Here is a 25,089-nt window from a genome sequence, read left to right as displayed (position 1 = left end):
ACGGCCGGGGTCCCGCGCCGCCCGAGACGTCACAGTCTCATGAGGATTGCAGCGCTTCCCACGGTAACGAAATGATTCGCGCCGCGGCGTGGCCGGTCAGACGCGGGGCAGCGATTCGAGGCCGATGCCGCCCTCGATGGCCAGGATGCGATGCAGCCGCGTGGCGACCAGGAGCCGCTGCATCTGGGGCGGGACGCCACGCAGCACGAGCCGGCGTCCGCAGCGGCCCGCGCGGCGGTGGGCGCCCATGATGACGCCGAGTCCTGTCGCGTCCCAGGAGTCGAGTTCGGACAGGTCGAGCACCAAGTCACCGAAGCCGTCGTCGACGGCCGTGTGCAGGACCGTACGGGCGTCCGCCGCGCTGCGGACGTCGAGGCGGCCCCCGACGACCAGCTCGGCGTGGTCGCCCCTGATGTGCATATGCGCTCCCCGTGCGATCAATGGAGACGAGAGTGGTCCATGTGATGTCGGTGATGTAGGTGATGTGGGTGATGTGGGTCGTCCGGGCGGGCGGACGGGTGCAGGTGTACGCGGGTGCGCCCTGGGACGGGATGTGCCACTGGGACTGGTTGTGTCACTAGAACTGACTGGCCGAGGCGGCCAGAAGTTGCCGTCTGTGAGCGAACCGATACCTAATTCACCCTGAGGGGTGACGTGGCGTCAGCCGTTCAGTCGTGCTTGTAGAACCCTTGCCCGCTCTTGCGTCCGATGTCCCCGGCGTCCACCATCCGGCGCATCAGCTCCGGCGGCGCGAACTTCTCGTCCTGGGACTCGGTGTAGATGTTGCTCGTGGCGTGCAGCAGGATGTCGACGCCGGTCAGGTCGGCCGTGGCCAGCGGGCCCATGGCGTGGCCGAAGCCCAGCTTGCAGGCGATGTCGATGTCCTCGGCGGTGGCGATGCCCGACTCGTACAGCTTCGCGGCCTCGACGACGAGGGCGGAGATGAGCCGGGTGGTCACGAAGCCGGCCACGTCACGGTTGACGACGATGCAGGTCTTGCCGACCGACTCGGCGAACTCCCGCGTGGTGGCGAGCGTTTCGTCGCTCGTCTTGTAGCCGCGGACCAGCTCACAGAGCTGCATCATCGGCACCGGCGAGAAGAAGTGCGCGCCGACCACGCGCTCGGGGCGCTCGGTCACGGCGGCGATCTTGGTGATCGGGATCGCGGAGGTGTTCGACGCGAGCACGGCGTCCTCGCGCACGATCTTGTCGAGCGCGCGGAAGATCTCGTGCTTGACGTCGAGCTTCTCGAAGACGGCCTCGACGACGATGTCCGCGTCGGCGACCGCGTCGAGGTCGGTGGTGGTGGTGATGCGGCCGAGGGCCGCCGCGGCGTCCGCCTCGGCCAGCTTCCCCTTGCTCACGAACTTGTCGTACGACTTCTTGATGCCGTCCGTGCCGCGCTCGAGGGCTTCGTCGGTGACGTCGCGCAGGACGACGTCCCAACCCGCCTGCGCGGAGACCTGGGCGATGCCCGATCCCATGAGACCGGCTCCGATGACGGCGAGCTTCCCTGCCACGTGCGACTCCCCTAACCGCTAACCCGCGTACCCGCGTACCACTGACCCGCGTACCGCTCGACCACTGTTCACGTTGCTCTTTTGCGGACCTTAGCGCCCGGGGAAGGTCATCGGGACGCATAGAGATGCGCGTCACGTCTCGAATGACGGACATCACACCGGGACGGGCCAGTGATCGATCAACGGGCAGTCATCAGGCGTCCCGTACGGCGTACTTGAGCACCTTCTCGCTCAGCAGCTCCTCGATGTCGTCGAGCACGTCGAGCATCTCGCGGGACGCCTCGGCGGGGGTGGCTCCGGCGAGCATGCGGCGGCCGATGCCGGCCATGACGGTCTGGTGCGCCCAGGCGATCTGGCCCGCGACGAGTTCGGGCAGGGGGTCGTCCGGGTCCGCGCCGGTCTGCTCGCGCAGGGTGGCGGTGAGGTCGTCGTGGACCTCCTGCTGGATCGCCCACAGGCGCGAACGCAGGGCGGGGGCGTCCTGGATGACGCGCATGAAGTCGCTGTAGCCCGTCATCAGTCCGACGCGCGGCGAGACCGTCTCGACCTCCTCGCGCAGTTCGCGCAGGACGGCCGCGGCGGCGGACTCCCCCGCCGCCCGCCCGCGCACCCAGCGCGACATGCGGTCGACGACGCCCTTGGAACGGTCGAGGAAGAGGTCCTCCTTGGCCGGGAAGTAGTTGTAGACGGTGTTGACCGACACGTTCGCCGCGTCCGCGATCTCCGCGACCGTCACCGCGTCGAAGCCCCGCTCGACGAACAGCCCCGTGGCGACATCGGAGATGTACTGCCTGGTCTGGCGCTTCTTCCGCTCCCTGAGCCCTTCTGCCATGCCGTCGAGCCTACTCGGGTTCTGACCTGACTGAAATTTTGGAGACGTTGCAAAATTTCAGTGACTCTGTTTTTCTGTGCCGCATGGCAGTCATCAGCGCGTCCGGCCTCGCCCGGACCTTCTCCACGCCCCGCGGGCCCGTCGAGGCGGTCCGCGGCATCGACCTGCGCGTCGGCAGCGGCGAGATCCTCGGCTTCCTCGGGCCGAACGGGGCGGGCAAGACCACGACCCTGCGCATGCTCACCACGCTCCTCGCGCCCACCGGCGGCGCGGCCACCGTCGCGGGCCACGACCTGGCCGGCGACCCGGCGGGCGTGCGCCGCGCGGTCGGCTACGTCGCCCAGTCCGGCGGGGTCGATCCGGGCATCTCCGTACGCGAGGAGCTGGTCACCCAGGGCCGGCTGCACCGCATGACCAGGCGTCAGGCCGCTCAGCGTGCGGAGGAGTTGGCGCACGACCTCGGGCTCGCCGCCCTCCTCGACCGGCCGTCGGGCGCCCTGTCCGGCGGTCAGCGGCGGCGCCTGGACATCGCGCTCGGCCTCGCGCACCGGCCCGTCGTCCTCTTCCTCGACGAGCCGACGACCGGGCTCGACCCGGGCAGCCGCGCCGACCTGTGGGCGCTGGTGCGCCGGCTGCGCGACGAGCACGGCACGACCGTCTTCCTCACCACGCACTACCTCGACGAGGCGGACGCGCTCGCGGACCGGATCGTCGTCGTGGACAAGGGCGTCGTCGCCGCCGAGGGCACACCGGGCGCTCTGAAACTGGCGTACGGCGGCTCGCTCGACGCGACGCTCCAGGACGCCTTCCTGGCGATCACCGGGCGCGGCCCCGTGCCCGCCGACGCGACCCCGGTGGCGGTGTGAACAGCATGCGGACCTCCCCCTCGGCCTCCCCCTCGCCCCTCCCCTCGACCTCCCCCGTGACCTTCCCGGCGGCCTTCTCCGCGACCTGTTCCGACATCGGGCTCGTCTTCGGCCGCTACGCGCGCCAGACGCTCCGCTCCCGCTTCCAGATCCTGTTCGGCATCCTCATGCCGCTGCTGTACCTACTGTTCTTCGGGCCGCTGCTGACGCGGCTGCCGCTCGGGCGCGCGGGCAGTTCCTGGCAGGTCCTCGTCCCCGGGCTGCTGCTCCAGCTCGCCCTGTTCGGCGCCGCGTTCTGCGGGTTCGGGATCATCCTGGAGAAGAACCACGGCGTGGTGGAGCGGCTGCGCGTCACCCCGGTCAGCCGGCTCGCGCTGCTGCTCGGCCGGGTCCTGCGCGACACCGCCCTGTTCCTCTTCCAGGCGGTGCTGCTGGTCCTGGTCGCGCTGGCGATGGGGCTGCGCGCGCCGCTCGCGGGCGTCCTCGTCGGCTTCGGCTTCGTCGTGCTGCTCACGGTGGCCATGGCGTCCTTGTCGTACGCGCTGGCCCTGCGGGTGGACACGCCCCACGCGTTCGGCCCGGTCGTCAACTCCGTGACCATGCCGTCGATGCTGCTGTCCGGCCTGATGCTCCCGATGGCGCTGGCCCCCGGATGGCTGGACGTCCTCTCGCACGTCATGCCGCTGCGCTATCTCGTCGACGCGATGCGGGACGCGTACGTGGGCCACTACGCGACGGCGCACATGCTGTACGGGGTCCTGGTCGCCGTCGCCCTCGCGGCGCTCTCCGTGACACTGGGCACACGCGGCTTCCGGCGGGCGGCGGCCTAACTACGCTGGCCGCATGGTCAATCTGACGCGCATCTACACCCGTACCGGAGACAAGGGCACCACCGCCCTCGGCGACATGAGCCGCACCGCCAAGACCGATCTGCGGATCTCGGCGTACGCGGACGCCAACGAGGCCAACGCCGTCATCGGCACGGCGATCGCCCTCGGCGGGCTCGACGAGGAGGTGGTGACGGTCCTCACGCGCGTGCAGAACGACCTGTTCGACGTGGGCGCCGACCTCGCCACGCCGGTCGTCGAGGACCCGGAGTACCCGCCGCTGCGCGTCGAGCAGTTCTACGTGGACAAGCTGGAGGCGGACTGCGACCGGTTCAACGGCGAGCTGGAGAAGCTGCGCTCGTTCATCCTGCCGGGCGGCACTCCGGGCGCGGCCCTGCTGCACCAGGCGTGCACGGTGGTCCGCCGCGCCGAGCGCTCGACGTGGGCGGCGCTCGACGTCCACGGCGACACGATGAACCCACTCACGGCGACGTACCTGAACCGCCTCTCGGACCTGCTGTTCATCCTGGCCCGTACGGCGAACAAGGCCACCGGCGACGTGCTCTGGGTGCCGGGCGGCGAGCGCTAGCGGGCGCGTCGGCCATGTCACCCGCGCCTTGACATCACCCGCGCTCCGATGCCACCCGCGCTCCGAAGTCACCCGCATTCCCTGGTCAGGGGCGCGGGCGCCTTCTTGGGGAAGACCGTGTAGCTGACGGCGATGACGATGTTGAGCGCGATGACGAACAGCATCCGCTGCTGCCAGGCGACCAGCGAGCCCGTGCGGGCCGGGTCGCCGACGTACAGGACGGCGGCTTGGAGCAGGCCGATGGCGATGAGTGAGGCCAGCGTCCAGCGGGCGGCGGTCTTCCACTCGTGGACCGCGCGGGCCTTGCCGTACTTGGGCGCCGAGGGCGGCGGGCCGCCGGCGAAGCGGTGCGCGACGCGGACGTCGACCCAGGCGATGGTGGAGCGGCCGAGCGCCAGCGAGAAGCCGATGTAGACGGCGGCCAGGCCGTGCTTCCAGTCGGGCTCCGCGCCGTTCTTCAAGTCGACGGCGGTCACCACGAACAGCACGATCTCCAGCAGCGGCTCGCACAGCAGCACCGCGACGCTCGCCCGGGGCATCCGCGCCCAGTAGCGCAGGGCGAGACCGGCGGCGAGCAGCACCCAGAAGGCGATCTCGCAGGCGACGATCAGCGTGACGATCACGGCGGGCTCCTCTCGTTCCCGTCTCCAGCCTGTCGCCCGCACCGGCCCGGGGCGTCGTCGCCGATGACGAGGATGGACTGCATCTTTCGATGTAGCGGGCCCTCGGAGAAGGTCCACCCCGGGGTCCGTGCCCGGCCCGGCGCCCGCGTGTTGGATGGGGGCATGCGCCTCTTCACCGGGGCAGGCACCCGCCTCGCCCCGCTCCGCCCGCACCGCGACGACGTCAGGATCGCCGCGGTCGGACTGCTGGGCGGCCTGGCCCTGTGGGGCATCGGCCTCCCGATGAACGGCGGGCGTCCGCTCGGCGGGGCCTGGGTGCTGCTGCCGCTGGCGCTGATGGCGGGCCTTGAGCTGCTGCGCAGGACCCGTCCGGGTGGCGCGGCGATCCTCGGCACGCTGGCCCTGGTCGCCGACCAGTTCACCCCGGGCAGTCTCGCCACGCTCCTGATGTACACGGACCTGATGTACGCGGCGGCCCTGTACGGCGGCGCCGCCACCGCCCGCCGGCTCCCGGTGGTCTCGGGACTGGTGACCGTGGGGGTGACGCTGGGCTTCCTGGCCTGGTGGCAGCGGTCCGAGGCGATCCTGATCGGGGTGGCGCTGGGTCTCGTCACCTTCGCGCCCGCCGCGACCGGGCTGCTGGTGCGCGGGCACCGGGAGCGGGCCGCCGCCGAGCGGCTGCGGGCCGAGCAGACCGCGCTGCTCGCCGAGATGGACCGCGTGCAGGCGGTGACGGCCGAGCGCGCCCGGATGGCCCGCGAGCTGCACGACATGGTCGCCAACCATCTGTCGGCCATCGCCATCCACTCCACCGCCGCGCTCTCCCTGGACGACGCGGCGACCACCCGCACGGCCCTGGAGACCATCCGGGAGAACAGTGTGGACGGGCTGGCCGAGATGCGCCGCCTGATCGGACTGCTGCGGGACGCGGGAGGGGACGCGGAGCCGGTCGCCGCGCCCACCCTCGAAGGGCTCGGCGCGCTCGTCGCGGGCGCCCGCGCCAATGGTCTGGACGTCGATCTGAAGACCTCCGGCGCCCTGGCGGAGCTGCCGGCGCCGGTGGAGCTGGCCGCGTACCGCATCGTGCAGGAGTCCTTGACGAACGCGCTCAAGCACGCGGCGCCCGGCCGGGTCACGGTCACCGTCGACCGCTCGGCCGACCGCGTCGAGGTGGAGGTCACGAGCCCCGCCGGGACGCATGAGGGCCCGCGCGCTCCTGGCTCGGGCGCCGGGCTCGTCGGGATGCGGGAGCGGGCGGCGCTGCTCGGCGGGGAGTTCGCCGCGGGCCCCGCCGAGGACCGCATACCCGGCGGTGAGAGCCTCTGGCGGGTGCGGGCCGCGCTGCCGCTGGCCGGCGCCGACGCCACCGGGCGGCGGCAGGCCGCCGGGCGCGCAGAGCGGCAGGACGAGCGCAGAGCGCGGACGGAGCGGACAGAGCACAGCGAGCGGACCGAGGGGGATGCACGGTGATCCGCGTACTGGTGGCAGAGGATCAGCGGGCCGTACGGGCGGGACTCGTCCTCATCCTGGGCAGCGCCCCGGACATCGAGGTCGTCGGGGAGGCGGAGGACGGCGAGCGTGCGGTGGCGCTCGCCCGCGAACTGCGCCCGGACCTCGTGCTGATGGACGTCCAGATGCCCCGCCTGGACGGGGTTTCGGCCACCCGCGCGATCGTGGCGGAGGGGCTGGCGGATGTGCTGGTGCTGACCACGTTCGACCTGGACGAGTACGTCTTCGGGGCGCTGCGCGCGGGCGCGGCCGGGTTCCTCCTGAAGAACACGGAGGCGCGGGATCTGATCGAGGCCGTGCGGACGGTGGCGGGCGGCGAGGGCCTGATCGCCCCGGCGGTGACGCGGAAGCTGATCACGGAGTTCGCGGCGGGCCCGCGCAGACCGGTCGCGGGAGAGCCCCCGGCGGGCCTCGCGGAGCTGACGCGCCGTGAGCGGGAGGTCCTCGGCTGCCTGGGGCGGGGCCTGTCCAACGCGGAGATCGCCGAGCGGCTGGACATGGCGGAGGCGACGGTGAAGACGCACGTCAGCCGCCTGCTCGGCAAGTTGGAGCTGCGCAGCCGGGTACAAGCGGCGGTGCTGGCACAGGAGTTGGGGATGTGACGGGCGCGCGGGCGCGGACCCGCCGGAAGAGGGAGGCGCGGCGGAGGTTGGCCGAAACCGATAATTGGTTTAGACCTTGACCGCTGGTCCAGACCTTTCTATTCTCGCCGCACTGCGGTGAGCACAGCACCCTCCCCACGTGCTCACGGGCGTCGCAGGGTTCCACCCCCCATCAAGGACCCCGGAACACCCGAGGAGCACCTCATGCGCTCAACCGACGTACCCCGCAAACGGCTTCGGCACAGAGCTACAGCGGGCCTGGCCACGCTCGTGCTGCCCGCCGCCGCTCTCGTCGGCCTCGCCACCCCCTCCCAGGCGGCCACCGCGGCGACCGCCGTCACCGCCACGTACGCCAAGACCCAGGACTGGGGCAACGGCTTCGAGGGCAAGTGGACGATCAAGAACTCCGGTACCACCGCGGTCAGTTCGTGGACCGTCGAGTGGGACTTCCCGGCCGGCACCAAGGTCACCTCGGCCTGGGACGCCACCGTCACCAACTCCGCCGACCACTGGACCGCGAAGAACCTCTCGTGGAACGGGTCGCTCGCCCCCGGCGCCTCGGTCTCCTTCGGGTTCAACGGCTCGGGCTCCGGCGCCCCCACGGGCTGCAAGCTCAACGGCGCCTCCTGCGACGGCGGTGACGTACCCGGCGACGCGGCACCCTCCGCACCCGGCACCCCGACCGCGTCCGGTGTCACCGACACCTCCGTGAAGCTCGCCTGGACGGCCGCCACCGACGACAAGGGCGTCAAGAACTACGACGTCCTGCGCGACGGCGCGAAGGTCGCCACCGTCACCGGCACCTCGTACACCGACACCGGTCTGACCGCCGGCACCGACTACTCCTACTCCGTGCAGGCCCGCGACACCGCCGACCAGACCGGCCCGGTCTCCGGCTCCGTCAAGGTCCACACGACGGGCGGCGGCACCGACCCCGGCAACCCGGGCACCGGCGGCAAGGTCAAGATGGGGTACTTCACCGACTGGGGCGTCTACGGCCGCCAGTACTTCCCGAAGAACCTGGAGACCTCCGGGTCCGCCGCCAAGGTCACCCACATCAACTACGCCTTCGGCAACGTGCAGAACGGCCAGTGCACGATGGGCGACTCCTACGCCGACACGGACATGGCGTACACCGCGGCCAACTCCGTCTCGGGGCAGGCCGACACGTGGGACCAGCCGCTGCGCGGCGCGTTCAACCAGCTGCGCCAGCTCAAGGCCAAGCACCCGAACCTGAAGATCCTGTGGTCCTTCGGCGGCTGGACCTGGTCCGGCGGCTTCGGCCAGGCCGCGCAGAACCCGGCGGCGTTCGCCGACTCCTGCTACAAGCTGGTCGAGGACCCGCGCTGGGCCGATGTCTTCGACGGCATCGACATCGACTGGGAGTACCCCAACGCCTGCGGCCTGTCCTGTGACACCTCCGGGCAGGACGCGCTGAAGAAGCTGACGACCGCGCTGCGCGCCAAGTTCGGCTCGAACAACCTCGTCACCGCCGCGATCACCGCGGACGCCTCGGCCGGCGGCAAGATCGAGAAGAACGACTACGCGGGCGCGGCCCAGTCCCTCGACTGGTACAACGTCATGACGTACGACTTCTTCGGCGCCTGGGACGCCAAGGGTCCGACGGCCCCGCACTCCCCGCTGACCTCGTACACCGGCATCCCGCAGCAGGGCTTCGACTCCGCGGACGCCATCGCCAAGCTCAAGGCGCAGGGCGTGCCCGCGTCCAAGCTGCTGCTCGGCATCGGCTTCTACGGGCGCGGCTGGACCGGCGTCACGCAGAAGGAGCCGGGCGGCACGGCGACGGGGCCGGCGGCCGGTACGTACGAGCAGGGCATCGAGGACTACAAGGTCCTCAAGACGAAGTGCCCGTCGAACGGGACGGTGGCCGGGACGGCGTACGCGTACTGCGGTTCCGACTGGTGGTCCTACGACACGCCCGCGACCATCGGGTCGAAGATGAGCTGGGCCAAGGGGCAGGGGCTCGGCGGGGCGTTCTTCTGGGAGTTCTCGGGCGACACGAGTAATGGGGAGCTGGTCTCCGCGATCGACTCCAGCCTGAAGTAGCCTCCCCCTCGATCGAAGCCGGGTTTCAGGGAACGCCCCCCTGGAGCCCGGCTTCTTCCATGGCGCGCCGGCGTTCTCTGGGTTGTCGGTCGGCTGACGGCCGGTGGGGCTTCTCGCGCAGTTCCCCGCGCCCCTGAAGCCTGCACTGCGTGCGGCTTCCCTGGGGAAGCTGGGGCGAAGCCCCGCTTCCAGGGGCGCGGGGAACTGCGCGACCAGCCACGACGCGACCGTCAGACGAAGACCGCACCCAAAGAAGCGCACCCCCCGCAAAGACCCCCGCCCGACGCAGTCCCCCCGCGTTCGGCGAGATCAGGCCACATTGACCCGCTGCCCAGGCGGCGCAGCCTCGAGCCAGGCCAGAAACCCGGTCAGCGCGTCCTCGCTCATGGCCAGCTCGAGCCGGACCCCCCGATGCGTACACGCGAGCACGATCGCATCGGAGAGCAACGCCAGTTCTTCCTCACCCCGCGGCTCCCGCCGCCCGGTGACCTCGATCGCCGCCCGCTCCAGAACGCGCCGCGGCCGGGGCGCGTACGAGAACACCCGGAACCACTCGATGCGGTCCCCGTTGTAGCGGGCGATGCCGTAGCCCCACCCCTTGCCGGCGGTGTCCCCGGCATCCGGCGCGGGCGCGTCCCACCGCAGGGAGCAGTCGAACGTGCCCCCCGACCGCTGGATCAGCCGGCGCCGCAGTCCGAAGACGAACAGCCCCAGCAGTACGAGTACGACGACCGCGACTACGCACAGCACGAGAACGAGGACCATCTGCACCGACCTCCTCGCTTCTCGACCGATCAAACGCCTGACAAAAGAAAAGCAAAAACAGTTGTAGATCGCCTCAGCCGCGACCCGGTCCGGAGATCATCTCCGGCCTGGGCCGCGGCTGAGGTGTGTCACAGGGCTCGCTGGATTCAGCGGGCCGCCACCGCACGCAGACGGACGTCGGCGCGCCGCTCGGCGGACGCGTCCGCGTCCGACTTCGCGCGCTCCAGCGCCCGCTCCGCCCGCTGGACGTCGATCTCGTCCGAAAGCTCGGCGATCTCGGCCAGCAGCGACAGCTTGTTGTCGGCGAAGGAGATGAAGCCGCCGTGGACCGCGGCCACGATCGTCCCTCCGTCGCTCGTACGGATCGTCACAGGGCCCGACTCCAGCACACCGAGCAGCGGCTGGTGACCGGGCATGACGCCGATGTCGCCGGACGTGGTGCGCGCGACGACCAGGGTGGCCTCGCCGGACCAGACACTGCGGTCCGCGGCGACGAGCTCGACGTGCAGCTCAGCAGCCAAGGTGGGCTCCTCGGGTCACCACCCGGCAACGCTCGCTGCCGGGTGTTGGGTCAAAGTCTAGTGGGCGTTGCGGGAGGGCCGGGACACACCCCGGCCCTCCCATGAGCTACGGGGCTCAGGAGACGCCGAGCTCCTTGGCGTTGGCCTTGAGGTCCTCGAGGCCACCGCACATGAAGAACGCCTGCTCCGGGAAGTGGTCGTACTCGCCGTCGCAGATCGCGTTGAAGGCCGCGATCGACTCGTCCAGCGGGACGTCCGACCCGTCGACGCCGGTGAACTGCTTGGCGACGTGGGTGTTCTGGGACAGGAAGCGCTCCACGCGACGGGCACGGTGGACGACGAGCTTGTCCTCCTCGCCGAGCTCGTCGATACCGAGGATCGCGATGATGTCCTGGAGGTCCTTGTACTTCTGCAGGATGTTCTTCACCCGCATCGCCGCGTCGTAGTGCTCACGGGCGATGTAGCGCGGGTCCAGGATGCGGGACGTGGAGTCCAGCGGGTCCACGGCCGGGTAGATGCCCTTCTCGGAGATCGGACGGGAGAGCACCGTCGTCGCGTCGAGGTGGGCGAACGTGGTGGCCGGGGCCGGGTCGGTCAGGTCGTCCGCGGGGACGTAGATCGCCTGCATCGAGGTGATCGAGTGACCGCGGGTCGAGGTGATGCGCTCCTGGAGGAGACCCATCTCGTCGGCCAGGTTCGGCTGGTAGCCCACCGCGGAGGGCATACGGCCGAGCAGGGTCGAGACCTCGGAACCGGCCTGCGTGAAGCGGAAGATGTTGTCGATGAAGAACAGCACGTCCTGCTTCTGCACATCGCGGAAGTACTCCGCCATGGTCAGACCCGCGAGGGCCACGCGCAGACGGGTGCCCGGCGGCTCGTCCATCTGACCGAAGACCAGCGCGGTCTTGTCGATGACGCCCGACTCGGACATCTCCTCGATGAGGTCGTTGCCCTCACGGGTGCGCTCACCGACACCGGCGAACACGGAGACACCGTCGTGGTTGTTGGCGACGCGGTAGATCATCTCCTGGATGAGCACCGTCTTGCCGACGCCGGCACCGCCGAACAGACCGATCTTTCCACCCTTGACGTACGGGGTGAGAAGGTCGATGACCTTGACGCCGGTCTCGAACATCTCGGTCTTCGACTCGAGCTCGTCGAAGTTCGGGGCCTTGCGGTGGATGCCCCAGCGCTCGCCCGTGTACTGCTCGTCGACGTTCAGGACCTCGCCGAGGGTGTTGAACACCTTGCCCTTGGTGAAGTCACCGACGGGAACGGTGATCGAGGCACCGGTGTCGGTCACCGGGGCCTGGCGGACCAGGCCGTCGGTGGGCTGCATCGAGATCGCGCGGATCAGACCGTCGCCGAGGTGCTGCGCGACCTCGAGCGTCAGGATCTTCTTGGCGCCGTCCTGCGCCGGGTCGGCGACCTCGACGTGCAGGGCGTTGTAGATCTCCGGCATCGCGTCGACGGGGAACTCCACGTCGACGACCGGGCCGATGACCCGCGCGACGCGGCCCGCCGCCGTGGCCGTCTCAACAGTGGTGGTCATTACTTGTCACTCCCCGCGGTCGCGTCGGCCAGGGCGCTCGCGCCACCGACGATCTCGCTGATTTCCTGGGTGATTTCGGCCTGGCGGGCCGCGTTGGCAAGTCGGGAGAGCGTGTTGATCAGCTCGCCCGCGTTGTCGGTGGCCGACTTCATCGCGCGGCGCGTGGCGGCGTGCTTGGAGGCAGCCGACTGGAGCATCGCGTTGTAGATACGGCTTTCGACGTACCGCGGCAGCAGGGCGTCGAGGACGTCCTCCGCCGACGGCTCGAAGTCGTACAGCGGAAGCAGCTCGTCCTTGGACGAGGACTCCTCCGCGACCGCTTCGAGGCTGAGCGGCAGCAGGCGGCCGTCGACCGCCGTCTGCGTCATCATCGAGACGAACTCGGTGTAGACGATGTGGAGTTCATCCACGCCGCCCTCGGCCGTGTCCTTCTCGATGGCCTCGATGAGCGGGCCTGCGACCTTCTTGGCGTCCGCGTACGTCGGCTCGTCCGTGAAGCCGGTCCACTGATCCACGACCTTGCGCTCGCGGAAGTTGTAGTGGGCCACACCGCGACGGCCGACGATGTACGTGTCGACCTGCTTGCCCTCGGCCTCCAGGCGCGCGGTGAGCTGCTCCGCGGCCTTGATGGCGTTCGAGTTGAAGGCGCCGGCCAGACCGCGGTCGCTGGTGAGCAGCAGAACCGCGGAACGGGTCGCCGTCTCCGCCTCGGTCGTCAGCGGGTGCTTGGTGTTCGACCCGGTCCCCACCGCCGTGACCGCGCGCGTGAGCTCGGTCGCGTACGGCGTGGAGGCCGCCACCTTGCGCTGCGCCTTGACGACGCGCGAGGCGGCGATCATCTCCATCGCCTTGGTGATCTTCTTGGTCGCGGTGACGGATCGGATGCGACGCTTGTAGACCCGGAGCTGGGCTCCCATGAGTCAGGTCCCTTCCTTACGTCACTTGGAGACGTTGACGGCCGTGGCGTCCTCGCCGAGAAGCTTGCCGTCCGAGGTCTCGAACTGCTTCTTGAACTCCGCGATGGCGTCGGCGACGGCGGACAGCGTGTCGTCCGACATCTTGCCGCCCTCCTTGATGGAGGTCATCAGGCCCTGCTCCTTGCGGTGCAGGTACTCGAGGAGCTCCTTCTCGAAGCGGCGGATGTCGGTGACCGGGACGTCGTCCATCTTGCCGGTGGTACCGGCCCACACGGAGACGACCTGGTCCTCGGTCGACATCGGCTGGTACTGAGCCTGCTTGAGCAGCTCGACCATCCGCTGACCGCGCTCGAGCTGCGACTTCGACGCGGCGTCCAGGTCGGAACCGAAGGCGGCGAACGCCTCCAGCTCACGGAACTGGGCGAGGTCCACGCGCAGTCGGCCGGAGACCTGCTTCATCGCCTTGTGCTGCGCGGAACCACCGACTCGGGAGACGGAGATACCGACGTTCAGCGCGGGGCGCTGACCGGCGTTGAAGAGGTCCGACTCCAGGAAGCACTGGCCGTCGGTGATGGAGATGACGTTGGTCGGGATGAACGCCGAGACGTCGTTGGCCTTCGTCTCGACGATCGGCAGACCGGTCATCGAGCCCGCGCCCATCTCGTCGGAGAGCTTCGCGCAGCGCTCCAGCAGACGGGAGTGCAGGTAGAAGACGTCACCGGGGTAGGCCTCGCGCCCCGGCGGACGGCGGAGCAGCAGGGACACGGCGCGGTAGGCGTCGGCCTGCTTCGAGAGGTCGTCGAAGATGATGAGGACGTGCTTGCCCTCGTACATCCACTGCTGGCCGATGGCCGAACCGGTGTACGGCGCCAGGTACTTGAAGCCGGCCGGGTCGGACGCCGGGGCGGCGACGATGGTCGTGTACTCCAGCGCGCCGGCCTCTTCGAGGGCACCGCGCACGGAGGCGATGGTGGAGCCCTTCTGACCGATGGCGACGTAGATGCAGCGGACCTGCTTCGACGGGTCGCCGGTGCGCCAGTTGTCGCGCTGGTTGATGATCGTGTCGACGGCCAGGGCGGTCTTGCCGGTCTGGCGGTCGCCGATGATGAGCTGACGCTGACCGCGGCCGATCGGCGTCATCGCGTCGACGGCCTTGTAGCCGGTCTCCATCGGCTCGTGCACCGACTTGCGCTGCATGACCGTGGGGGCCTGCAGTTCAAGGGCGCGGCGGCCGGACGTCTCGATCTCGCCGAGGCCGTCGATCGGGTTGCCGAGCGGGTCGACGACGCGGCCGAGGTAGCCCTCGCCGACCGCGACGGAGAGGACCTCACCGGTGCGCTGCACCGGCTGACCCTCCTCGATGCCGCTGAACTCACCGAGGACGATGGCGCCGATCTCGCGCTCTTCCAGGTTGAGCGCGAGGCCGAGGGTGCCGTCCTCGAACTTCAGCAGTTCGTTGGCCATGGCCGAGGGGAGGCCCTCGACCTTCGCGATGCCGTCGCCGGCAAGGGTGACCGTACCGACCTCCTCGCGCGAGGCCGCGTCCGGCTTGTACGCCTGGACAAAGTTCTCCAGCGCGTCCCGGATCTCCTCCGGCCGGATCGTGAGCTCCGCCATCTGGGTTCCCTGCTCTCCTTGTTGGGCCCGAAGTGTTCTTGGGGGGTCTGGGGTCAGCCCCCAGGAATCCTCTGCACGGCCCAACTAGGGCCGTAGTCGTACGTGTTGAGCTGTGTCTCAGCCGGCCATGCGGCGGCTGGCGTCCTCGATGCGGTCCGCGATGGAGCCGTTGATGATCTCGTCGCCCACCTGCACCTTGATCCCGCCGAGGACCTCGGGGTCCACGTCCAGGTTGAGGTGCATCTCGCGGCCGTAGAGCTTGGCCAGGGACGAGCCCAGGCGCTGCTTCTGCGGGTCGCTCAGCGGCACCGCGGTGGTGACGATCGCCACCATGCGCGAGCGGCGCTCGGCGGCGAGCTTGGAGAGGGCCTCCAGGCCCCCTTCCAGGCTACGTCCCCGGGGAGCGGTCACAAGACGCTCGACGAGACGCTCGGTGGTGGGCCGCGCCCGGCCGCCGAGAAGCTGCTTCACCAGCTCGCCCTTGGCCTTGCCCGAGGCGCCCTTGTCGGTCAGGGCGGCACGGAGCTGAGGGTTGGAGCCGACGATCCGGCCGAACCGGAACAGCTCGTCCTCGACGTCGTCGAGTTCACCGGACTGCTGCGCCGCGGCGAGGTCCGCGGTGGCGGTCAGCTCCTCCAGGGAGTCGACCAGATCACGCGAGGCGGACCACCGGGAGCGGACCAGACCGGCCACCAGGTCGACGGCTTCGCCGCCGACCTGCCCGCCGAGCAGGCGGCTCGCCAGCTCGGCCTTGGCGTCGCCGGACTGCGCCGGGTCGGTCAGGACCCGACGCAGCGAGACCTCGCGGTCGAGCAGCGCGGTGACCGCGGCCAGGTCGCCGGCGAGCGCCTTGGCGTCGACCGACGTCGAGTCGGTCAGCGCGTCCAGACGCCCGCGTGCGGCGGCGAGGGCCTCGCGGCTCGCTCCGTGGATGGTCATCGAGCAGCCTCTGCCTTCTCCTCGAGCTCGTCGAGGAAGCGGTCGATCGTGCGCGACTGCCGGGCGTGGTCCTCGAGGGACTCGCCGACCAGCTTGCCGGCCAGGTCGGTGGCCAGCTGGCCCACGTCCTGACGCAGCGCCTGAGCGGCGGCCTTGCGGTCGGCCTCGATCTGGGCGTGACCCGCGGCGATGATCTCCTCACGCTGCCGCTGGCCTTCCGCACGCATCTCGGCGATGAGAGCGGCGCCCTGCTCCTGCGCCTCCTGGCGCAGGCGCGCGGCCTCGTGACGGGCCTCGGCGAGCTGAGCCTTGTACTGCTCAAGAACGCTCTGTGCCTCGGTCTGGGCGGCCTCCGCCTTCTCGATCCCGCCTTCGATGGCCTCGCGGCGCTCTTCCAGAACCTTGTTGATGTTCGGGAGGAGCTTCTTGGCGAGGAAGCCGAAGACGATGACGAAGGCGATCAGGCCGATGACAAGCTCGGGGATCGGCGGGACGAGGGGATTCTCCATCTCCTCGGCCGCAACCGTGAGCAGCGGGCTCATGTCAGTGCCTTTCGTCTAGTCAGCGGTTCGTGAAGCCGTCGATCACGGGCCGTAGACGAACGGCATGACCAGACCGATGAGGGCGAGCGCCTCACAGAAGGCGAAGCCGAGGATCTGGTTGGCGCGGATCAGGCCGGCAGCCTCGGGCTGACGGGCCAGGGCCTGCGTGCCGTTACCGAAGATGATGCCGACGCCGACGCCGGGGCCGATGGCAGCAAGGCCGTAGCCGATGGAGCCGAGCGAGCCGGTAACAGCGGCAAGGGTCTGGGACATGCCAGTGATTCCTTTTCTGTGCGAACCGGTGGGGGTTGGCCACCGGACGTCTAGGGGTTCGTGGTGCGGGGCGCTCAGTGGTGCTCGGCGAGCGCGCCCTGGATGTAGGTGCACGTCAGAAGCACGAAGACGTACGCCTGAAGCGCCTGGATGAAGAGCTCGAAGGCCGTCATGACGAGCGTCATGACGAAGCTGACGCCGGCGTAGGCGATACCGATGCCGTTCAGCAGGTACCAGCTGGCGATCGTGAACAGGAGCAGCAGGGTGTGGCCCGCGAACATGTTCGCGAACAGTCGCACCGCGTGCGTGAAGGGGCGCACGATCAGGTTCGAGAAGAACTCGATCACCATGGCGAGCGGCAGCACCGGGCCGAGCGACTTGTCGTAGCCGGTGACGTTCTTGAAGAAGCCGACGAAGCCGTGGCGCTTGAAGGTCAGCGCGACCCACAGGACGTAGACGATCGCCGCGAGCACCGCGGGGTAGGCGATGATCGACGTCACGGGGAACTGCGCGACCGGGATGATCGACCAGAGGTTCATCATCCAGACGAAGAAGAACAGCGAGACGACCAGCGGGACGTACTTCTCGCCCTCGCGCTTGCCGATGGTCTCGTAGACGACACCGCGCCGGATGAAGTCGTAGCCCGCTTCGGCCACCATCTGGAGCTTGCCCGGGACGACCTTCGGCTTGCCGAAGGCCATCCAGAAGAAGCCCACGATGATGATCGAGCCGAGCAGCGCCAGCAACATCGGCTTGTTGAAGTACAGGTTGCTGTTCGCGTCGCCCCACAGGGGCTCGAACAGGAACGAGTGCAGGCCGGGAGCCGGGAAGCCACACCCGTCGAAAATGTGGCAGTCGGTCTCGAAGGCGAGCACCTGCGTCGGGTCAGCACTCACCGCGGGCTCCTTCAGCGTGGCGCATAGGTACGGCAACCTCGTTGTGTCGGCGCGGCGCAGGGCCGCAGTTCGGCACGGGACTGGTGTTACGGATGTGGGGGCGGCAGTTGGGCATCGAGCCTCGCGTACGTGCAGGCGTCAGCTCAGATGCCCGCGCCCGCGATGCCGCAGTTGGCACCGGACGATAGCAGGGTCGCGCACCTGCACTTATCCCGCCCCTACGCTTCACGACTTGGACCCCGTCTTCTCGGGCTTGTCGCCCTTCTGGGAGTCCGGATCGACGTAGAGGATCTTGGCCTTCATGTGGGCGCGCGTCTGCGCGGCGATCCACGTCAAGGTTGCGGCGACGAGGGTCAGAGCGAACGCCTTCGGATGGAAAAGCGTCGTGTCTTTGAAGAGTGCGACGAAGACGACCATGAGCAGCAACTGCGCGGCGTACAGCAGGAGTCCCATCATCTGGAACAACTGCGGAAGCGATTTCGCAGTGCGCTCGAGGACCACGAGCCCGAGGCCCATGAGGACGATGACCACCAGGGTGCCGACGACCGCTCCGAGCGCGCCCTTGCCCCCCGCGACCACAGCGCTGATCACGGCGGCGATGGCGCCGACGGCAGCAGTGGGCACAGCGATCTGGGCAAGGTTCCGTGCGTCGAAAGACGGCATGGCGGCAACTCCGCTTTTCGGTGGTGGCAGGTGTCGTCATGGACGAGCGTAGACCCGGACCGAGACGAAGCTGCGGGCCAAGGGACCGTCGCACTACGGTCATTCGGCTCTATCCCCGGGACTCGTGAACGGTATCACAAACTATTTGATGCGGTCTTTACCTAGATGGTGTGCCAACCGTCACACGTGAGAGCGAACCTGCGCGTCTGTGCACGCGCAGGGGTAACTTGTCTGGTATTGGAGCCGTTTGAGTCTGAGCGTCAGCGCGACGTTCCGGCCTTACGCCGATCAGTGAAGCGCGATCGGGCGCCGATGGCGGTCGCTCCGTTGACGCCGGCCGGGACAGCGACCGGGGACTCCCCCGCGCCCTCCGCACCCGCCTCGGCGCCCGTCTCCGCGTCCGCCTCTGCGCCCGCGTCCGCTTCCGGGCCCGCTTCCGCTTCGGCGTCCGCGCCCCCGCCCCTGCGGTGCCGGTAGCGCGGCGGCACCAGGCGCTCGGCCCAACTCGGCGTGTGGGGTGTGAATCGCGGCAGCAGGAGCAGCACGAGCCCGACGAAGCTCAGGGCGACGATGACAAGCATCACCCACGTCCCCGACGCCGAGTGCACCGAGTACGCGACCGCGCCGAAGGCGATGAGCGCCGACCAGAAGTACATGATCAGCACCGCGCGCGAGTGCGAGTGCCCGATCTCCAGGAGCCGGTGGTGCAGATGGCCCCGGTCGGCGGCGAACGGCGACTGCCCGTTCCACGTGCGGCGCACGATGGCGAGGACGAGGTCAGCGAACGGGATGGCGATGATCGTCAGCGGCATCAGCAGCGGGATGAAGACGGGCAGCATCGCGTGCGTGGCGTCGCGGCCGCTGCCGCCCAGATTGAGCTTGAGGGCGTCCGGGTCGACCTGCCCGGTGATCGAGATGGCGCCCGCCGCGAGGACCAGGCCGATGAGCATCGAGCCCGAGTCGCCCATGAAGATCCGCGCGGGGTGCATGTTGTGCGGCAGGAAGCCGAGGCACATGCCGATGAGGATCGCCGCGAACAGGGTGGCGGGGGCGGCGGCCTCGATCCCGTACCCGTACCAGATGCGGTAGGCGTACAGGAAGAACGCGGCGGCGGCGATGCACACCATGCCGGCCGCGAGCCCGTCGAGGCCGTCCACGAAGTTCACCGCGTTGATCGTGATGACGACGAGGGCGACCGTCAGGAGCGTGCCCTGCCACTGGGTCAGGGAGACCTGCCCGACGCCCGGGATCGGCAGCCACAGGATCGTCAGACCCTGCATGACCATGACGCCGGCCGCGATCATCTGGCCGCCGAGCTTGATCAGCGCGTCGATCTCGAACTTGTCGTCCAGGACGCCGATCAGCCAGATCAGCGCCGCCCCGGACAGCAGCGCCCGCGGCTCGTTCGACGAGTCGAAGACCTTGTCCAGGTTGGTCAGGTGGTCGGCGACCAGCAGACCGGCGCAGAGCCCGAAGAACATGGCGATACCGCCGAGCCGCGGCGTGGGTTCCCGGTGCACGTCACGTGCCCGGATCTCCGGCATCGCGCCGGCCACGATCGCGAACTTCCGCACCGGGCCTGTGAGCAGATAGGTCACCGCGGCCGTGATGCAGAGCGTCAGCAGGTATTCACGCACGGGCTTCCCCACAGGTATCGCTGGCCATCTCAGCCCCACACCCTAGCTTCGAGTGCTTAGGACTGAAGACTTCCGGGTAGCGACGATGGTTGCACGAGTGACGGCCCGTGACCCTCCGCAGGGGTGGCCGCGAGTGTCCCGGAGGCCCGCCTACCCGTTATCCGGCGGGGTACGGGGGGTGCGCGCGGGTCAGCTCACGGACCTCCTCGCGCACCCGGCGGGGGTCGGCCTCGCCGCGTACGACACCCGCCAGGAGCACCGCGACACGCGCCATGTCCGCCTCGCCCATGCCCTGGGTGGTGACGGCGGCCGTGCCCAGACGCAGGCCGCGAGCCTCCCCGTACGGCAGTGCGCACGTGTCGACCGCCATTCCGGCGAGGGCCAGACGGGCGCGGGCCGTTCGGCTCTGGACGCCCAGCGGTGCCGGGTCCACAGTGACGAGGTGAGTGTCCGTGCCGCCGGTGGTGACGCCGAAGCCCTCGGCCGCGAGGGCGCCGGCGAGCACGCGCGCGTTGGCGACGACCTGATGGGCGTACGCGGTGTACGCCGGGGTCGCGGCCTCGCCGAACGCGACGGCCTTCGCGGCGATCGTGTGCATCTGCGCACCGCCCTGCGTGAACGGGAACACCGCGCGGTCCACCCGGTCCGCCAGCTCCGCCCCGCACAGCAGCATCCCGCCGCGCGGCCCGCGCAGCACCTTGTGCGTGGTGGCGCAGACGAGATCCGCGTACGGGACCGGGTTCGGCGCCGCTCCCCCGGCCACGAGCCCGATGGGGTGGGCGGCGTCCGCGACGAGGTAGGCGCCCACCTCGTCGGCGACGGCGCGGAAGCCCGCGTAGTCGAGGTGGCGGGGGTAGGAGATCGAGCCGCAGACGATGGCCTTGGGCCGGTGCTCGCGGGCCAGGGCGCGCACCTCGTCGAGGTCGACGAGGCCGCTCACCGGGTCCACGCCGTAGGGCACGAAGTGGAACCAGCGGCCGGAGAAGTTCGCCGGGGAGCCGTGCGTGAGGTGGCCGCCCGCCGACAGGCCCATGGCGAGCACGGTGTCGCCGGGGCGCAGCAGGACGGCGTACGCGGCGAGCACGGCGGAGGAGCCACTGTGCGGCTGCACATTCACGTGCTCGGCGCCGAACAGGGCGCGGGCCCGGTCGACGGCGATGCGCTCGGCGACGTCGACGAGTTCGCAGCCGCCGTGGTGGCGGGCGCCGGGGTAGCCCTCGGCGTACTTGTTGGCCAGCGGGGAGCCGAGGGCCGCGAGGACGGCGGGCGAGGTGAAGTTCTCGGCGGCGATGAGCTGGAGGGTGTCGGCCTGGCGGGCACTCTCCGCGAGGACGAGCTCCGCCAGTTCGGGGTCCTGGCGGCGCAGCGCTTCGAGCGCGGCGGGTTCTGTGGTGACCGGCATCTTCGGCTCCGGGCCTCGCGGAGGGAGGGGGTGCTTCCAATGTAGGCCGGGGACGCGCGGGGCGCCCGGGCTCAGCGCGAGCGGGTCACTTCTCGACGCCGGTCAGCGCCGTGACGACCGGGTCGAGCGCCTCGTGGATCTCGCCGCCCACCGAACGGAAGAACGGCAGCGGGGCCCCGTACGGGTCGTACACCTCGTCGGCCTCGACGCTCGGCGCGAGCAGCCACCCGCGCAGCGCCGCCGCGGCCCGCACCAGGGCCCGTGCGCGCTCCACCACGCCGCCCGCGGGGTACTCCCGGGGGTCGGGCAGGGTCGCGGGGTCTATGGCCTGTACGAGCCGCGTGAACTCCTTCAGCGTGAACGTGCGCAGACCCGCGCTGTGGCCCATGGAGATGACCTGGGCGCGGTGGTCGCGGGTCGCGGTGAGGACGAGGTCGGCTCTGATGACGTGGTCGTCGAGCAGTTCGCGGCCGGTGAAGCCGGAGGCGTCCGCGCCGAAGTCGGCCAGCACCTGTTCGGCGTTGGCCTCCATGGGGGCGCCCTCGTGGCCCCAGGTGCCCGCGCTCTCCACGACGAGGCCGCCGGCGAGCGGGTCGTCGAGGCGGACGGCGAGGGCGTGCCGGGTCAGCCGCTCGGTGATCGGCGAGCGGCACACGTTGCCGGTGCTGACGTGGAGGATGCGGAAGGAGTCGCCGGGCACCACCGGCTGCTCCGCGTACCCGGTGCCTATGCCACGCCCCGTCTGCGGGGCGGTCAATTCGCCACCTCGAGATCGGGTACCACCTTGCGCAGTTCGTCGGCGCTCAGGGCGCCCGCGCGCAGCAGCACGGGGACCTTGCCGGTGACGTCGACGATCGAGGAGGGCACGATGCCGGGGGTGGGGCCGCCGTCGAGGTAGACGGAGACGGAGTCGCCGAGCATGTCCTGGGCGGCGTCGCAGTCCTCGGGGGCGGGGTGCCCGGAGAGGTTGGCGGAGGAGACGGCCATCGGGCCGGCCTCGGTGAGCAGTTCGATGGCGACCGGGTGCAGCGGCATGCGGATGGCGACCGTGCCGCGGCTCTCCCCGAGGTCCCACTGGAGGGAGGGCTGGTGCCGGGCGACGAGGGTCAGGGCGCCGGGCCAGAACGCGTCGACCAGCTCCCAGGCCGTCTCGGAGAAGTCCGTGACGAGGCCGTGCAGCGTGTTCGGCGAGCCGATGAGCACCGGGGTGGGCATGCCGCGGCCGCGGCCCTTGGCCTCCAGGAGGTCACCGACGGCCTCGGCGGAGAACGCGTCCGCGCCGATGCCGTAGACCGTGTCGGTGGGCAGCACGACCAGTTCGCCGCGGCGGACGGCGGACGCGGCCTCACGCAGACCGGTAGCGCGGTCGGTCGCGTCGTTGGTGTCGTAACGCCGTGCCATTCAGCGGGCCTCCTGCTCGAACTGCTCGTACTCGTATACGTGACGCCGGCGGCCGGTCACGGCAGCGCCTTGCGGGCGGTGGCGAACCGGGGCCGGTTGTTCAGGTCGGGGTGATCGGCGGCGTCGGCCCAGCCCCGCTCCTCGGTGAAGATCCACGGGACCTGGCCGCCCTGGGTGTCGGCGTGCTCGATGACGACGACGCCGCCGGGCCGCAGCAGCCGGTGGGCGGTGCGCTCGATGCCGCGGATCAGGTCGAGGCCGTCCTCGCCGGAGAACAGGGCCATGCCGGGGTCGTAGTCGCGGGCCTCGGGCGCCACGTACTCCCACTCGGTGAGCGGGATGTAGGGCGGGTTGGAGACGACGAGGTCGACCTGCCCGTCGAGGTCGGGGAAGGCGGTGAGGGCGTCGCCCTGGCGCAGATCGACCCTGGACCCCTCGACGTTCTTACGGGTCCACTTCAGGGCGTCCTCGGACAGCTCCACGGCGTGCACGCGCGAGCGCGGGACCTCCTGGGCGAGGGCGAGCGCGATGGCGCCGGAGCCGGTGCACAGGTCGACGATGAGCGGTTCGACGACGTCCATGGCCCGTACGGCGTCTATGGCCCAGCCGACGACCGACTCGGTCTCCGGGCGCGGTACGAAGACGCCGGGGCCGACCTGGAGCTCCAGATAGCGGAAGTAGGCGAGCCCGGTGATGTGCTGGAGCGGCTCGCGGGCCTCGCGGCGGGCGATGGCCTCCCAGTACCGGGCGTCGAAGTCGGCGTCCTTGACGGTGTGCAGGGCGCCGCGCTTGACGCCGTGCACCCAGGCGGCCAGTTCCTCGGCGTCGTTGCGCGGGGAGGGGACGCCGGCGTCGGCGAGGCGCTGGGTGGCCTGGGCGACTTCCGCGAGCAGCACGCTGCGGGGGTTCTGGGGCCGCCCCCCAAGATGTTGCTGCACGCTGGTCCTCCGGGCTGAGCTGGCTTACGGGCGTACGGGTCGGTCGGGCGCCTTACGCGGCGGCGAGCTTGGCCGCCGAGTCCGCGTCGACGCAGGCCTGGATCACGGAGTCGAGGTCGCCGTCGAGCACCTGGTCCAAGTTGTACGCCTTGAAGCCGACGCGGTGGTCCGAGATGCGGTTCTCCGGATAGTTGTACGTACGGATCTTCTCGGAGCGGTCGACGGTACGGACCTGGCTGCGGCGGGCGTCGGCGGCCTCGGCCTCGGCCTTCTCCTGGGCCGCGGCGAGGAGCCTGGAGCGCAGGATACGCATGGCCTGCTCCTTGTTCTGGAGCTGGCTCTTCTCGTTCTGGCAGGAGGCGACGACGCCGGTGGGCAGGTGCGTGATGCGGACGGCGGAGTCCGTGGTGTTGACGGACTGCCCGCCGGGGCCCGAGGACCGGTACACGTCGATGCGCAGGTCGTTCGGGTTGATCTCGACGTCGATCTCCTCGGCCTCGGGCGTGACGAGGACGCCGGCGGCGGAGGTGTGGATGCGGCCCTGCGACTCGGTCGCGGGCACGCGCTGGACGCGGTGCACACCGCCCTCGTACTTCAGGCGGGCCCAGACGCCCTGGCCGGGCTCGGTCGCGCCGCCTCCGCCCTTGGTCTTCACGGCGACCTGGACGTCCTTGTAGCCGCCGAGCTCGGACTCGGTGGCGTCGATGATCTCGGTCTTCCAGCCGACGCGCTCCGCGTAGCGCAGGTACATGCGCAGCAGGTCCCCGGCGAACAGCGCCGACTCGTCGCCGCCCGCGCCGGCCTTGATCTCCAGGATCACGTCCTTGTCGTCGGACGGGTCGCGGGGCACGAGCAGCAGGCGCAGCTTCTCGGTGATCTCCTCGCGCTGCTTCTCCAGCTCCTTGACCTCGGCCGCGAAGTCCGGGTCGTCGGCGCCCAGTTCGCGGGCCGTCTCGATGTCGTCGCCGGTCTGCTTCCAGGAGCGGTACGTCGAGACGATCGGCGTCAGCTCGGCGTAGCGCTTGTTGAGCTTGCGCGCGTTCGCCTGGTCGGCGTGGACCGACGGGTCCGCGAGCTTCTTCTCCAGATCGGCGTGCTCACCGATCAGGTCCTCGACGGCCTCGAACATCTCCGGCTCCTGCTGGTACGGGGGTCAAAAAAAGGGGGCTGCACCGCAAAGCGCCGGTCCCGGTGCCCCCACGTACAGGGGCACCGGAGACCGGCGCTGGAGCCTCGCTACTTCTTGGCAGCGGCAGCCTTGCCGAAGCGGGCCTCGAAGCGGGCCACGCGGCCACCGGTGTCGAGGATCTTCTGCTTGCCCGTGTAGAACGGGTGGCACTCGGAGCAGACCTCAGCACGGATGGTGCCGGACTGGATCGTGCTGCGGGTGGTGAACGACGCGCCGCAGGTGCAAGAGACCTGCGTGTCGACGTACTCGGGGTGGATGTCGCGCTTCAAGGTGTCTCCTAGGTTCGGGAGGGCGCCGGGTCGCTGACGCGGATTGCGGGAGCGTGAACCGGAGCCGACGTACCAGTCTGCCAGGACTGGCCGCATCCCCCAAAACCGGGGTCGGGCCGGAACTATTCCCGGC

Annotated in this window: 27 protein-coding genes; 6 read left to right on the top strand and 21 right to left on the bottom strand. The window is 70.1% G+C overall.

The annotated features are described in order from the left end of the window. Positions 1–96: 96 nt before the first annotated feature. From ACZ7LY_RS06895 to ACZ7LY_RS06885, 3 genes are all read right to left on the bottom strand, one after another. Positions 97–420: an STAS domain-containing protein gene (locus ACZ7LY_RS06895; RefSeq protein ID WP_471623456.1), complete on the bottom strand. Its 324-nt coding sequence runs from the start codon at positions 418–420 to the stop codon at positions 97–99. A gap of 248 nt (positions 421–668) precedes the next feature. After that, entirely contained in the window at positions 669–1,520 is an 852-nt protein-coding gene (locus ACZ7LY_RS06890; RefSeq protein ID WP_471623455.1) for a 3-hydroxyacyl-CoA dehydrogenase family protein, read from the bottom strand. 193 nt (positions 1,521–1,713) lie between these two features. Continuing rightward, positions 1,714–2,352: a TetR/AcrR family transcriptional regulator gene (locus ACZ7LY_RS06885; protein WP_471623454.1), complete on the bottom strand. Its 639-nt coding sequence runs from the start codon at positions 2,350–2,352 to the stop codon at positions 1,714–1,716. Positions 2,353–2,435: 83 nt separating this feature from the next. Between ACZ7LY_RS06885 and ACZ7LY_RS06880 the strand changes: the two genes are divergently transcribed. From ACZ7LY_RS06880 to ACZ7LY_RS06870, 3 genes are read left to right on the top strand one after another with little or no spacing between them, the layout of a single operon-like run. After that, positions 2,436–3,218, top strand: coding sequence for an ABC transporter ATP-binding protein (locus tag ACZ7LY_RS06880; protein ID WP_471623453.1), 783 nt, complete (start codon positions 2,436–2,438; stop codon positions 3,216–3,218). 56 nt (positions 3,219–3,274) lie between these two features. Continuing rightward, complete coding sequence (locus ACZ7LY_RS06875) at positions 3,275–4,048, top strand: ABC transporter permease (RefSeq protein ID WP_471623452.1); 774 nt, start codon at positions 3,275–3,277, stop codon at positions 4,046–4,048. A gap of 13 nt (positions 4,049–4,061) precedes the next feature. Continuing rightward, positions 4,062–4,634, top strand: a complete 573-nt coding sequence (locus tag ACZ7LY_RS06870) for a cob(I)yrinic acid a,c-diamide adenosyltransferase (RefSeq protein WP_471623451.1) — start codon at positions 4,062–4,064, stop codon at positions 4,632–4,634. Between the two features lie 68 nt (positions 4,635–4,702). Here ACZ7LY_RS06870 and ACZ7LY_RS06865 read toward each other — a convergent pair whose 3' ends face one another. Further along, positions 4,703–5,257, bottom strand: a complete 555-nt coding sequence (locus tag ACZ7LY_RS06865; RefSeq protein WP_471623450.1) for a hypothetical protein — start codon at positions 5,255–5,257, stop codon at positions 4,703–4,705. A 162-nt stretch (positions 5,258–5,419) separates the two neighbouring features. On the opposite strand from ACZ7LY_RS06865, the gene ACZ7LY_RS06860 reads away from it, so the two are divergent. From ACZ7LY_RS06860 to ACZ7LY_RS06850, 3 genes are all read left to right on the top strand, one after another. After that, entirely contained in the window at positions 5,420–6,727 is a 1,308-nt protein-coding gene (locus tag ACZ7LY_RS06860; protein ID WP_471623449.1) for a sensor histidine kinase, read from the top strand. Continuing rightward, positions 6,724–7,368, top strand: coding sequence for a response regulator (locus ACZ7LY_RS06855; RefSeq protein ID WP_471623448.1), 645 nt, complete (start codon positions 6,724–6,726; stop codon positions 7,366–7,368). The genes ACZ7LY_RS06860 and ACZ7LY_RS06855 overlap by 4 nt, the downstream gene beginning before the upstream one ends. A 204-nt stretch (positions 7,369–7,572) precedes the next feature. Beyond that, positions 7,573–9,435 (top strand): glycosyl hydrolase family 18 protein, encoded by a 1,863-nt coding sequence (locus tag ACZ7LY_RS06850; protein ID WP_471623447.1) that lies wholly within the window; start codon positions 7,573–7,575, stop codon positions 9,433–9,435. Positions 9,436–9,744: 309 nt separating this feature from the next. Here ACZ7LY_RS06850 and ACZ7LY_RS06845 read toward each other — a convergent pair whose 3' ends face one another. From ACZ7LY_RS06845 to rpmE, 17 genes are all read right to left on the bottom strand, one after another. Beyond that, positions 9,745–10,200, bottom strand: coding sequence for a DUF2550 domain-containing protein (locus ACZ7LY_RS06845; protein WP_471623446.1), 456 nt, complete (start codon positions 10,198–10,200; stop codon positions 9,745–9,747). A 146-nt stretch (positions 10,201–10,346) separates the two neighbouring features. After that, entirely contained in the window at positions 10,347–10,721 is a 375-nt protein-coding gene (locus tag ACZ7LY_RS06840; protein WP_471623445.1) for a F0F1 ATP synthase subunit epsilon, read from the bottom strand. Between the two features lie 115 nt (positions 10,722–10,836). Next, a complete protein-coding gene (atpD, locus tag ACZ7LY_RS06835) occupies positions 10,837–12,273 on the bottom strand; it encodes a F0F1 ATP synthase subunit beta (RefSeq protein WP_471623444.1) in 1,437 nt (478 codons plus the stop codon). After that, positions 12,273–13,190, bottom strand: coding sequence for a F0F1 ATP synthase subunit gamma (locus ACZ7LY_RS06830; protein ID WP_471623443.1), 918 nt, complete (start codon positions 13,188–13,190; stop codon positions 12,273–12,275). The genes atpD and ACZ7LY_RS06830 overlap by 1 nt, the downstream gene beginning before the upstream one ends. 21 nt (positions 13,191–13,211) lie before the next feature. Continuing rightward, entirely contained in the window at positions 13,212–14,807 is a 1,596-nt protein-coding gene (atpA, locus tag ACZ7LY_RS06825; RefSeq protein WP_471623442.1) for a F0F1 ATP synthase subunit alpha, read from the bottom strand. A 117-nt stretch (positions 14,808–14,924) separates the two neighbouring features. Continuing rightward, positions 14,925–15,740, bottom strand: coding sequence for a F0F1 ATP synthase subunit delta (locus ACZ7LY_RS06820; RefSeq protein ID WP_471623514.1), 816 nt, complete (start codon positions 15,738–15,740; stop codon positions 14,925–14,927). Between the two features lie 2 nt (positions 15,741–15,742). After that, on the bottom strand, positions 15,743–16,288 hold the full coding sequence (locus tag ACZ7LY_RS06815) for a F0F1 ATP synthase subunit B (RefSeq protein ID WP_471623441.1): 546 nt from the start codon (positions 16,286–16,288) through the stop codon (positions 15,743–15,745). A gap of 42 nt (positions 16,289–16,330) precedes the next feature. After that, positions 16,331–16,561 (bottom strand): ATP synthase F0 subunit C, encoded by a 231-nt coding sequence (gene atpE / locus ACZ7LY_RS06810; protein ID WP_030768902.1) that lies wholly within the window; start codon positions 16,559–16,561, stop codon positions 16,331–16,333. A 74-nt stretch (positions 16,562–16,635) separates the two neighbouring features. After that, positions 16,636–17,457 (bottom strand): F0F1 ATP synthase subunit A, encoded by an 822-nt coding sequence (gene atpB, locus ACZ7LY_RS06805; RefSeq protein WP_471623440.1) that lies wholly within the window; start codon positions 17,455–17,457, stop codon positions 16,636–16,638. Positions 17,458–17,682: 225 nt separating this feature from the next. After that, complete coding sequence (locus ACZ7LY_RS06800) at positions 17,683–18,120, bottom strand: hypothetical protein (RefSeq protein WP_471623439.1); 438 nt, start codon at positions 18,118–18,120, stop codon at positions 17,683–17,685. 260 nt (positions 18,121–18,380) lie between these two features. Beyond that, a complete protein-coding gene (locus ACZ7LY_RS06795; RefSeq protein WP_471623438.1) occupies positions 18,381–19,769 on the bottom strand; it encodes an MraY family glycosyltransferase in 1,389 nt (462 codons plus the stop codon). A gap of 145 nt (positions 19,770–19,914) precedes the next feature. Then, the gene (locus ACZ7LY_RS06790; RefSeq protein WP_471623437.1) at positions 19,915–21,159 is read right to left on the bottom strand and encodes a serine hydroxymethyltransferase; all 1,245 of its coding nucleotides are present in this window, start codon (positions 21,157–21,159) and stop codon (positions 19,915–19,917) included. A gap of 85 nt (positions 21,160–21,244) precedes the next feature. Next, positions 21,245–21,916, bottom strand: a complete 672-nt coding sequence (locus tag ACZ7LY_RS06785; RefSeq protein ID WP_471623436.1) for an arsenate reductase/protein-tyrosine-phosphatase family protein — start codon at positions 21,914–21,916, stop codon at positions 21,245–21,247. Beyond that, the gene (locus ACZ7LY_RS06780) at positions 21,913–22,560 is read right to left on the bottom strand and encodes an L-threonylcarbamoyladenylate synthase (RefSeq protein WP_471623435.1); all 648 of its coding nucleotides are present in this window, start codon (positions 22,558–22,560) and stop codon (positions 21,913–21,915) included. The genes ACZ7LY_RS06785 and ACZ7LY_RS06780 overlap by 4 nt, the downstream gene beginning before the upstream one ends. A 56-nt stretch (positions 22,561–22,616) precedes the next feature. Beyond that, the gene (gene prmC, locus ACZ7LY_RS06775) at positions 22,617–23,456 is read right to left on the bottom strand and encodes a peptide chain release factor N(5)-glutamine methyltransferase (RefSeq protein WP_471623513.1); all 840 of its coding nucleotides are present in this window, start codon (positions 23,454–23,456) and stop codon (positions 22,617–22,619) included. 94 nt (positions 23,457–23,550) lie between these two features. Further along, positions 23,551–24,627, bottom strand: coding sequence for a peptide chain release factor 1 (gene prfA / locus ACZ7LY_RS06770; RefSeq protein ID WP_471623434.1), 1,077 nt, complete (start codon positions 24,625–24,627; stop codon positions 23,551–23,553). A gap of 107 nt (positions 24,628–24,734) precedes the next feature. Continuing rightward, positions 24,735–24,956 (bottom strand): 50S ribosomal protein L31, encoded by a 222-nt coding sequence (gene rpmE / locus ACZ7LY_RS06765; RefSeq protein WP_471623433.1) that lies wholly within the window; start codon positions 24,954–24,956, stop codon positions 24,735–24,737. Positions 24,957–25,089: the final 133 nt, after the last annotated feature.

The sequence above is a fragment of the Streptomyces sp. NPDC107550 genome (assembly GCF_055639095.1).
This window is presented reverse-complemented; position numbering and strand designations above follow the sequence as displayed.

Bases quoted from the DNA above. Each gene is read 5' to 3' on its own strand.
- ACZ7LY_RS06895 (WP_471623456.1), bottom strand. From the start codon at position 420: ATGCACATCAGGGGCGACCACGCCGAGCTGGTCGTCGGGGGCCGCCTC.
- ACZ7LY_RS06885 (WP_471623454.1), bottom strand. From the start codon at position 2,352: ATGGCAGAAGGGCTCAGGGAGCGGAAGAAGCGCCAGACCAGGCAGTAC.
- ACZ7LY_RS06880 (WP_471623453.1), top strand. From the start codon at position 2,436: ATGGCAGTCATCAGCGCGTCCGGCCTCGCCCGGACCTTCTCCACGCCC.
- ACZ7LY_RS06870 (WP_471623451.1), top strand. From the start codon at position 4,062: ATGGTCAATCTGACGCGCATCTACACCCGTACCGGAGACAAGGGCACC.
- ACZ7LY_RS06860 (WP_471623449.1), top strand. From the start codon at position 5,420: ATGCGCCTCTTCACCGGGGCAGGCACCCGCCTCGCCCCGCTCCGCCCG.
- ACZ7LY_RS06850 (WP_471623447.1), top strand. From the start codon at position 7,573: ATGCGCTCAACCGACGTACCCCGCAAACGGCTTCGGCACAGAGCTACA.
- ACZ7LY_RS06845 (WP_471623446.1), bottom strand. From the start codon at position 10,200: ATGGTCCTCGTTCTCGTGCTGTGCGTAGTCGCGGTCGTCGTACTCGTA.
- atpD (WP_471623444.1), bottom strand. From the start codon at position 12,273: ATGACCACCACTGTTGAGACGGCCACGGCGGCGGGCCGCGTCGCGCGG.
- ACZ7LY_RS06830 (WP_471623443.1), bottom strand. From the start codon at position 13,190: ATGGGAGCCCAGCTCCGGGTCTACAAGCGTCGCATCCGATCCGTCACC.
- atpA (WP_471623442.1), bottom strand. From the start codon at position 14,807: ATGGCGGAGCTCACGATCCGGCCGGAGGAGATCCGGGACGCGCTGGAG.
- ACZ7LY_RS06815 (WP_471623441.1), bottom strand. From the start codon at position 16,288: ATGAGCCCGCTGCTCACGGTTGCGGCCGAGGAGATGGAGAATCCCCTC.
- atpE (WP_030768902.1), bottom strand. From the start codon at position 16,561: ATGTCCCAGACCCTTGCCGCTGTTACCGGCTCGCTCGGCTCCATCGGC.
- ACZ7LY_RS06800 (WP_471623439.1), bottom strand. From the start codon at position 18,120: ATGCCGTCTTTCGACGCACGGAACCTTGCCCAGATCGCTGTGCCCACT.
- ACZ7LY_RS06790 (WP_471623437.1), bottom strand. From the start codon at position 21,159: ATGCCGGTCACCACAGAACCCGCCGCGCTCGAAGCGCTGCGCCGCCAG.
- ACZ7LY_RS06780 (WP_471623435.1), bottom strand. From the start codon at position 22,560: ATGGCACGGCGTTACGACACCAACGACGCGACCGACCGCGCTACCGGT.
- prfA (WP_471623434.1), bottom strand. From the start codon at position 24,627: ATGTTCGAGGCCGTCGAGGACCTGATCGGTGAGCACGCCGATCTGGAG.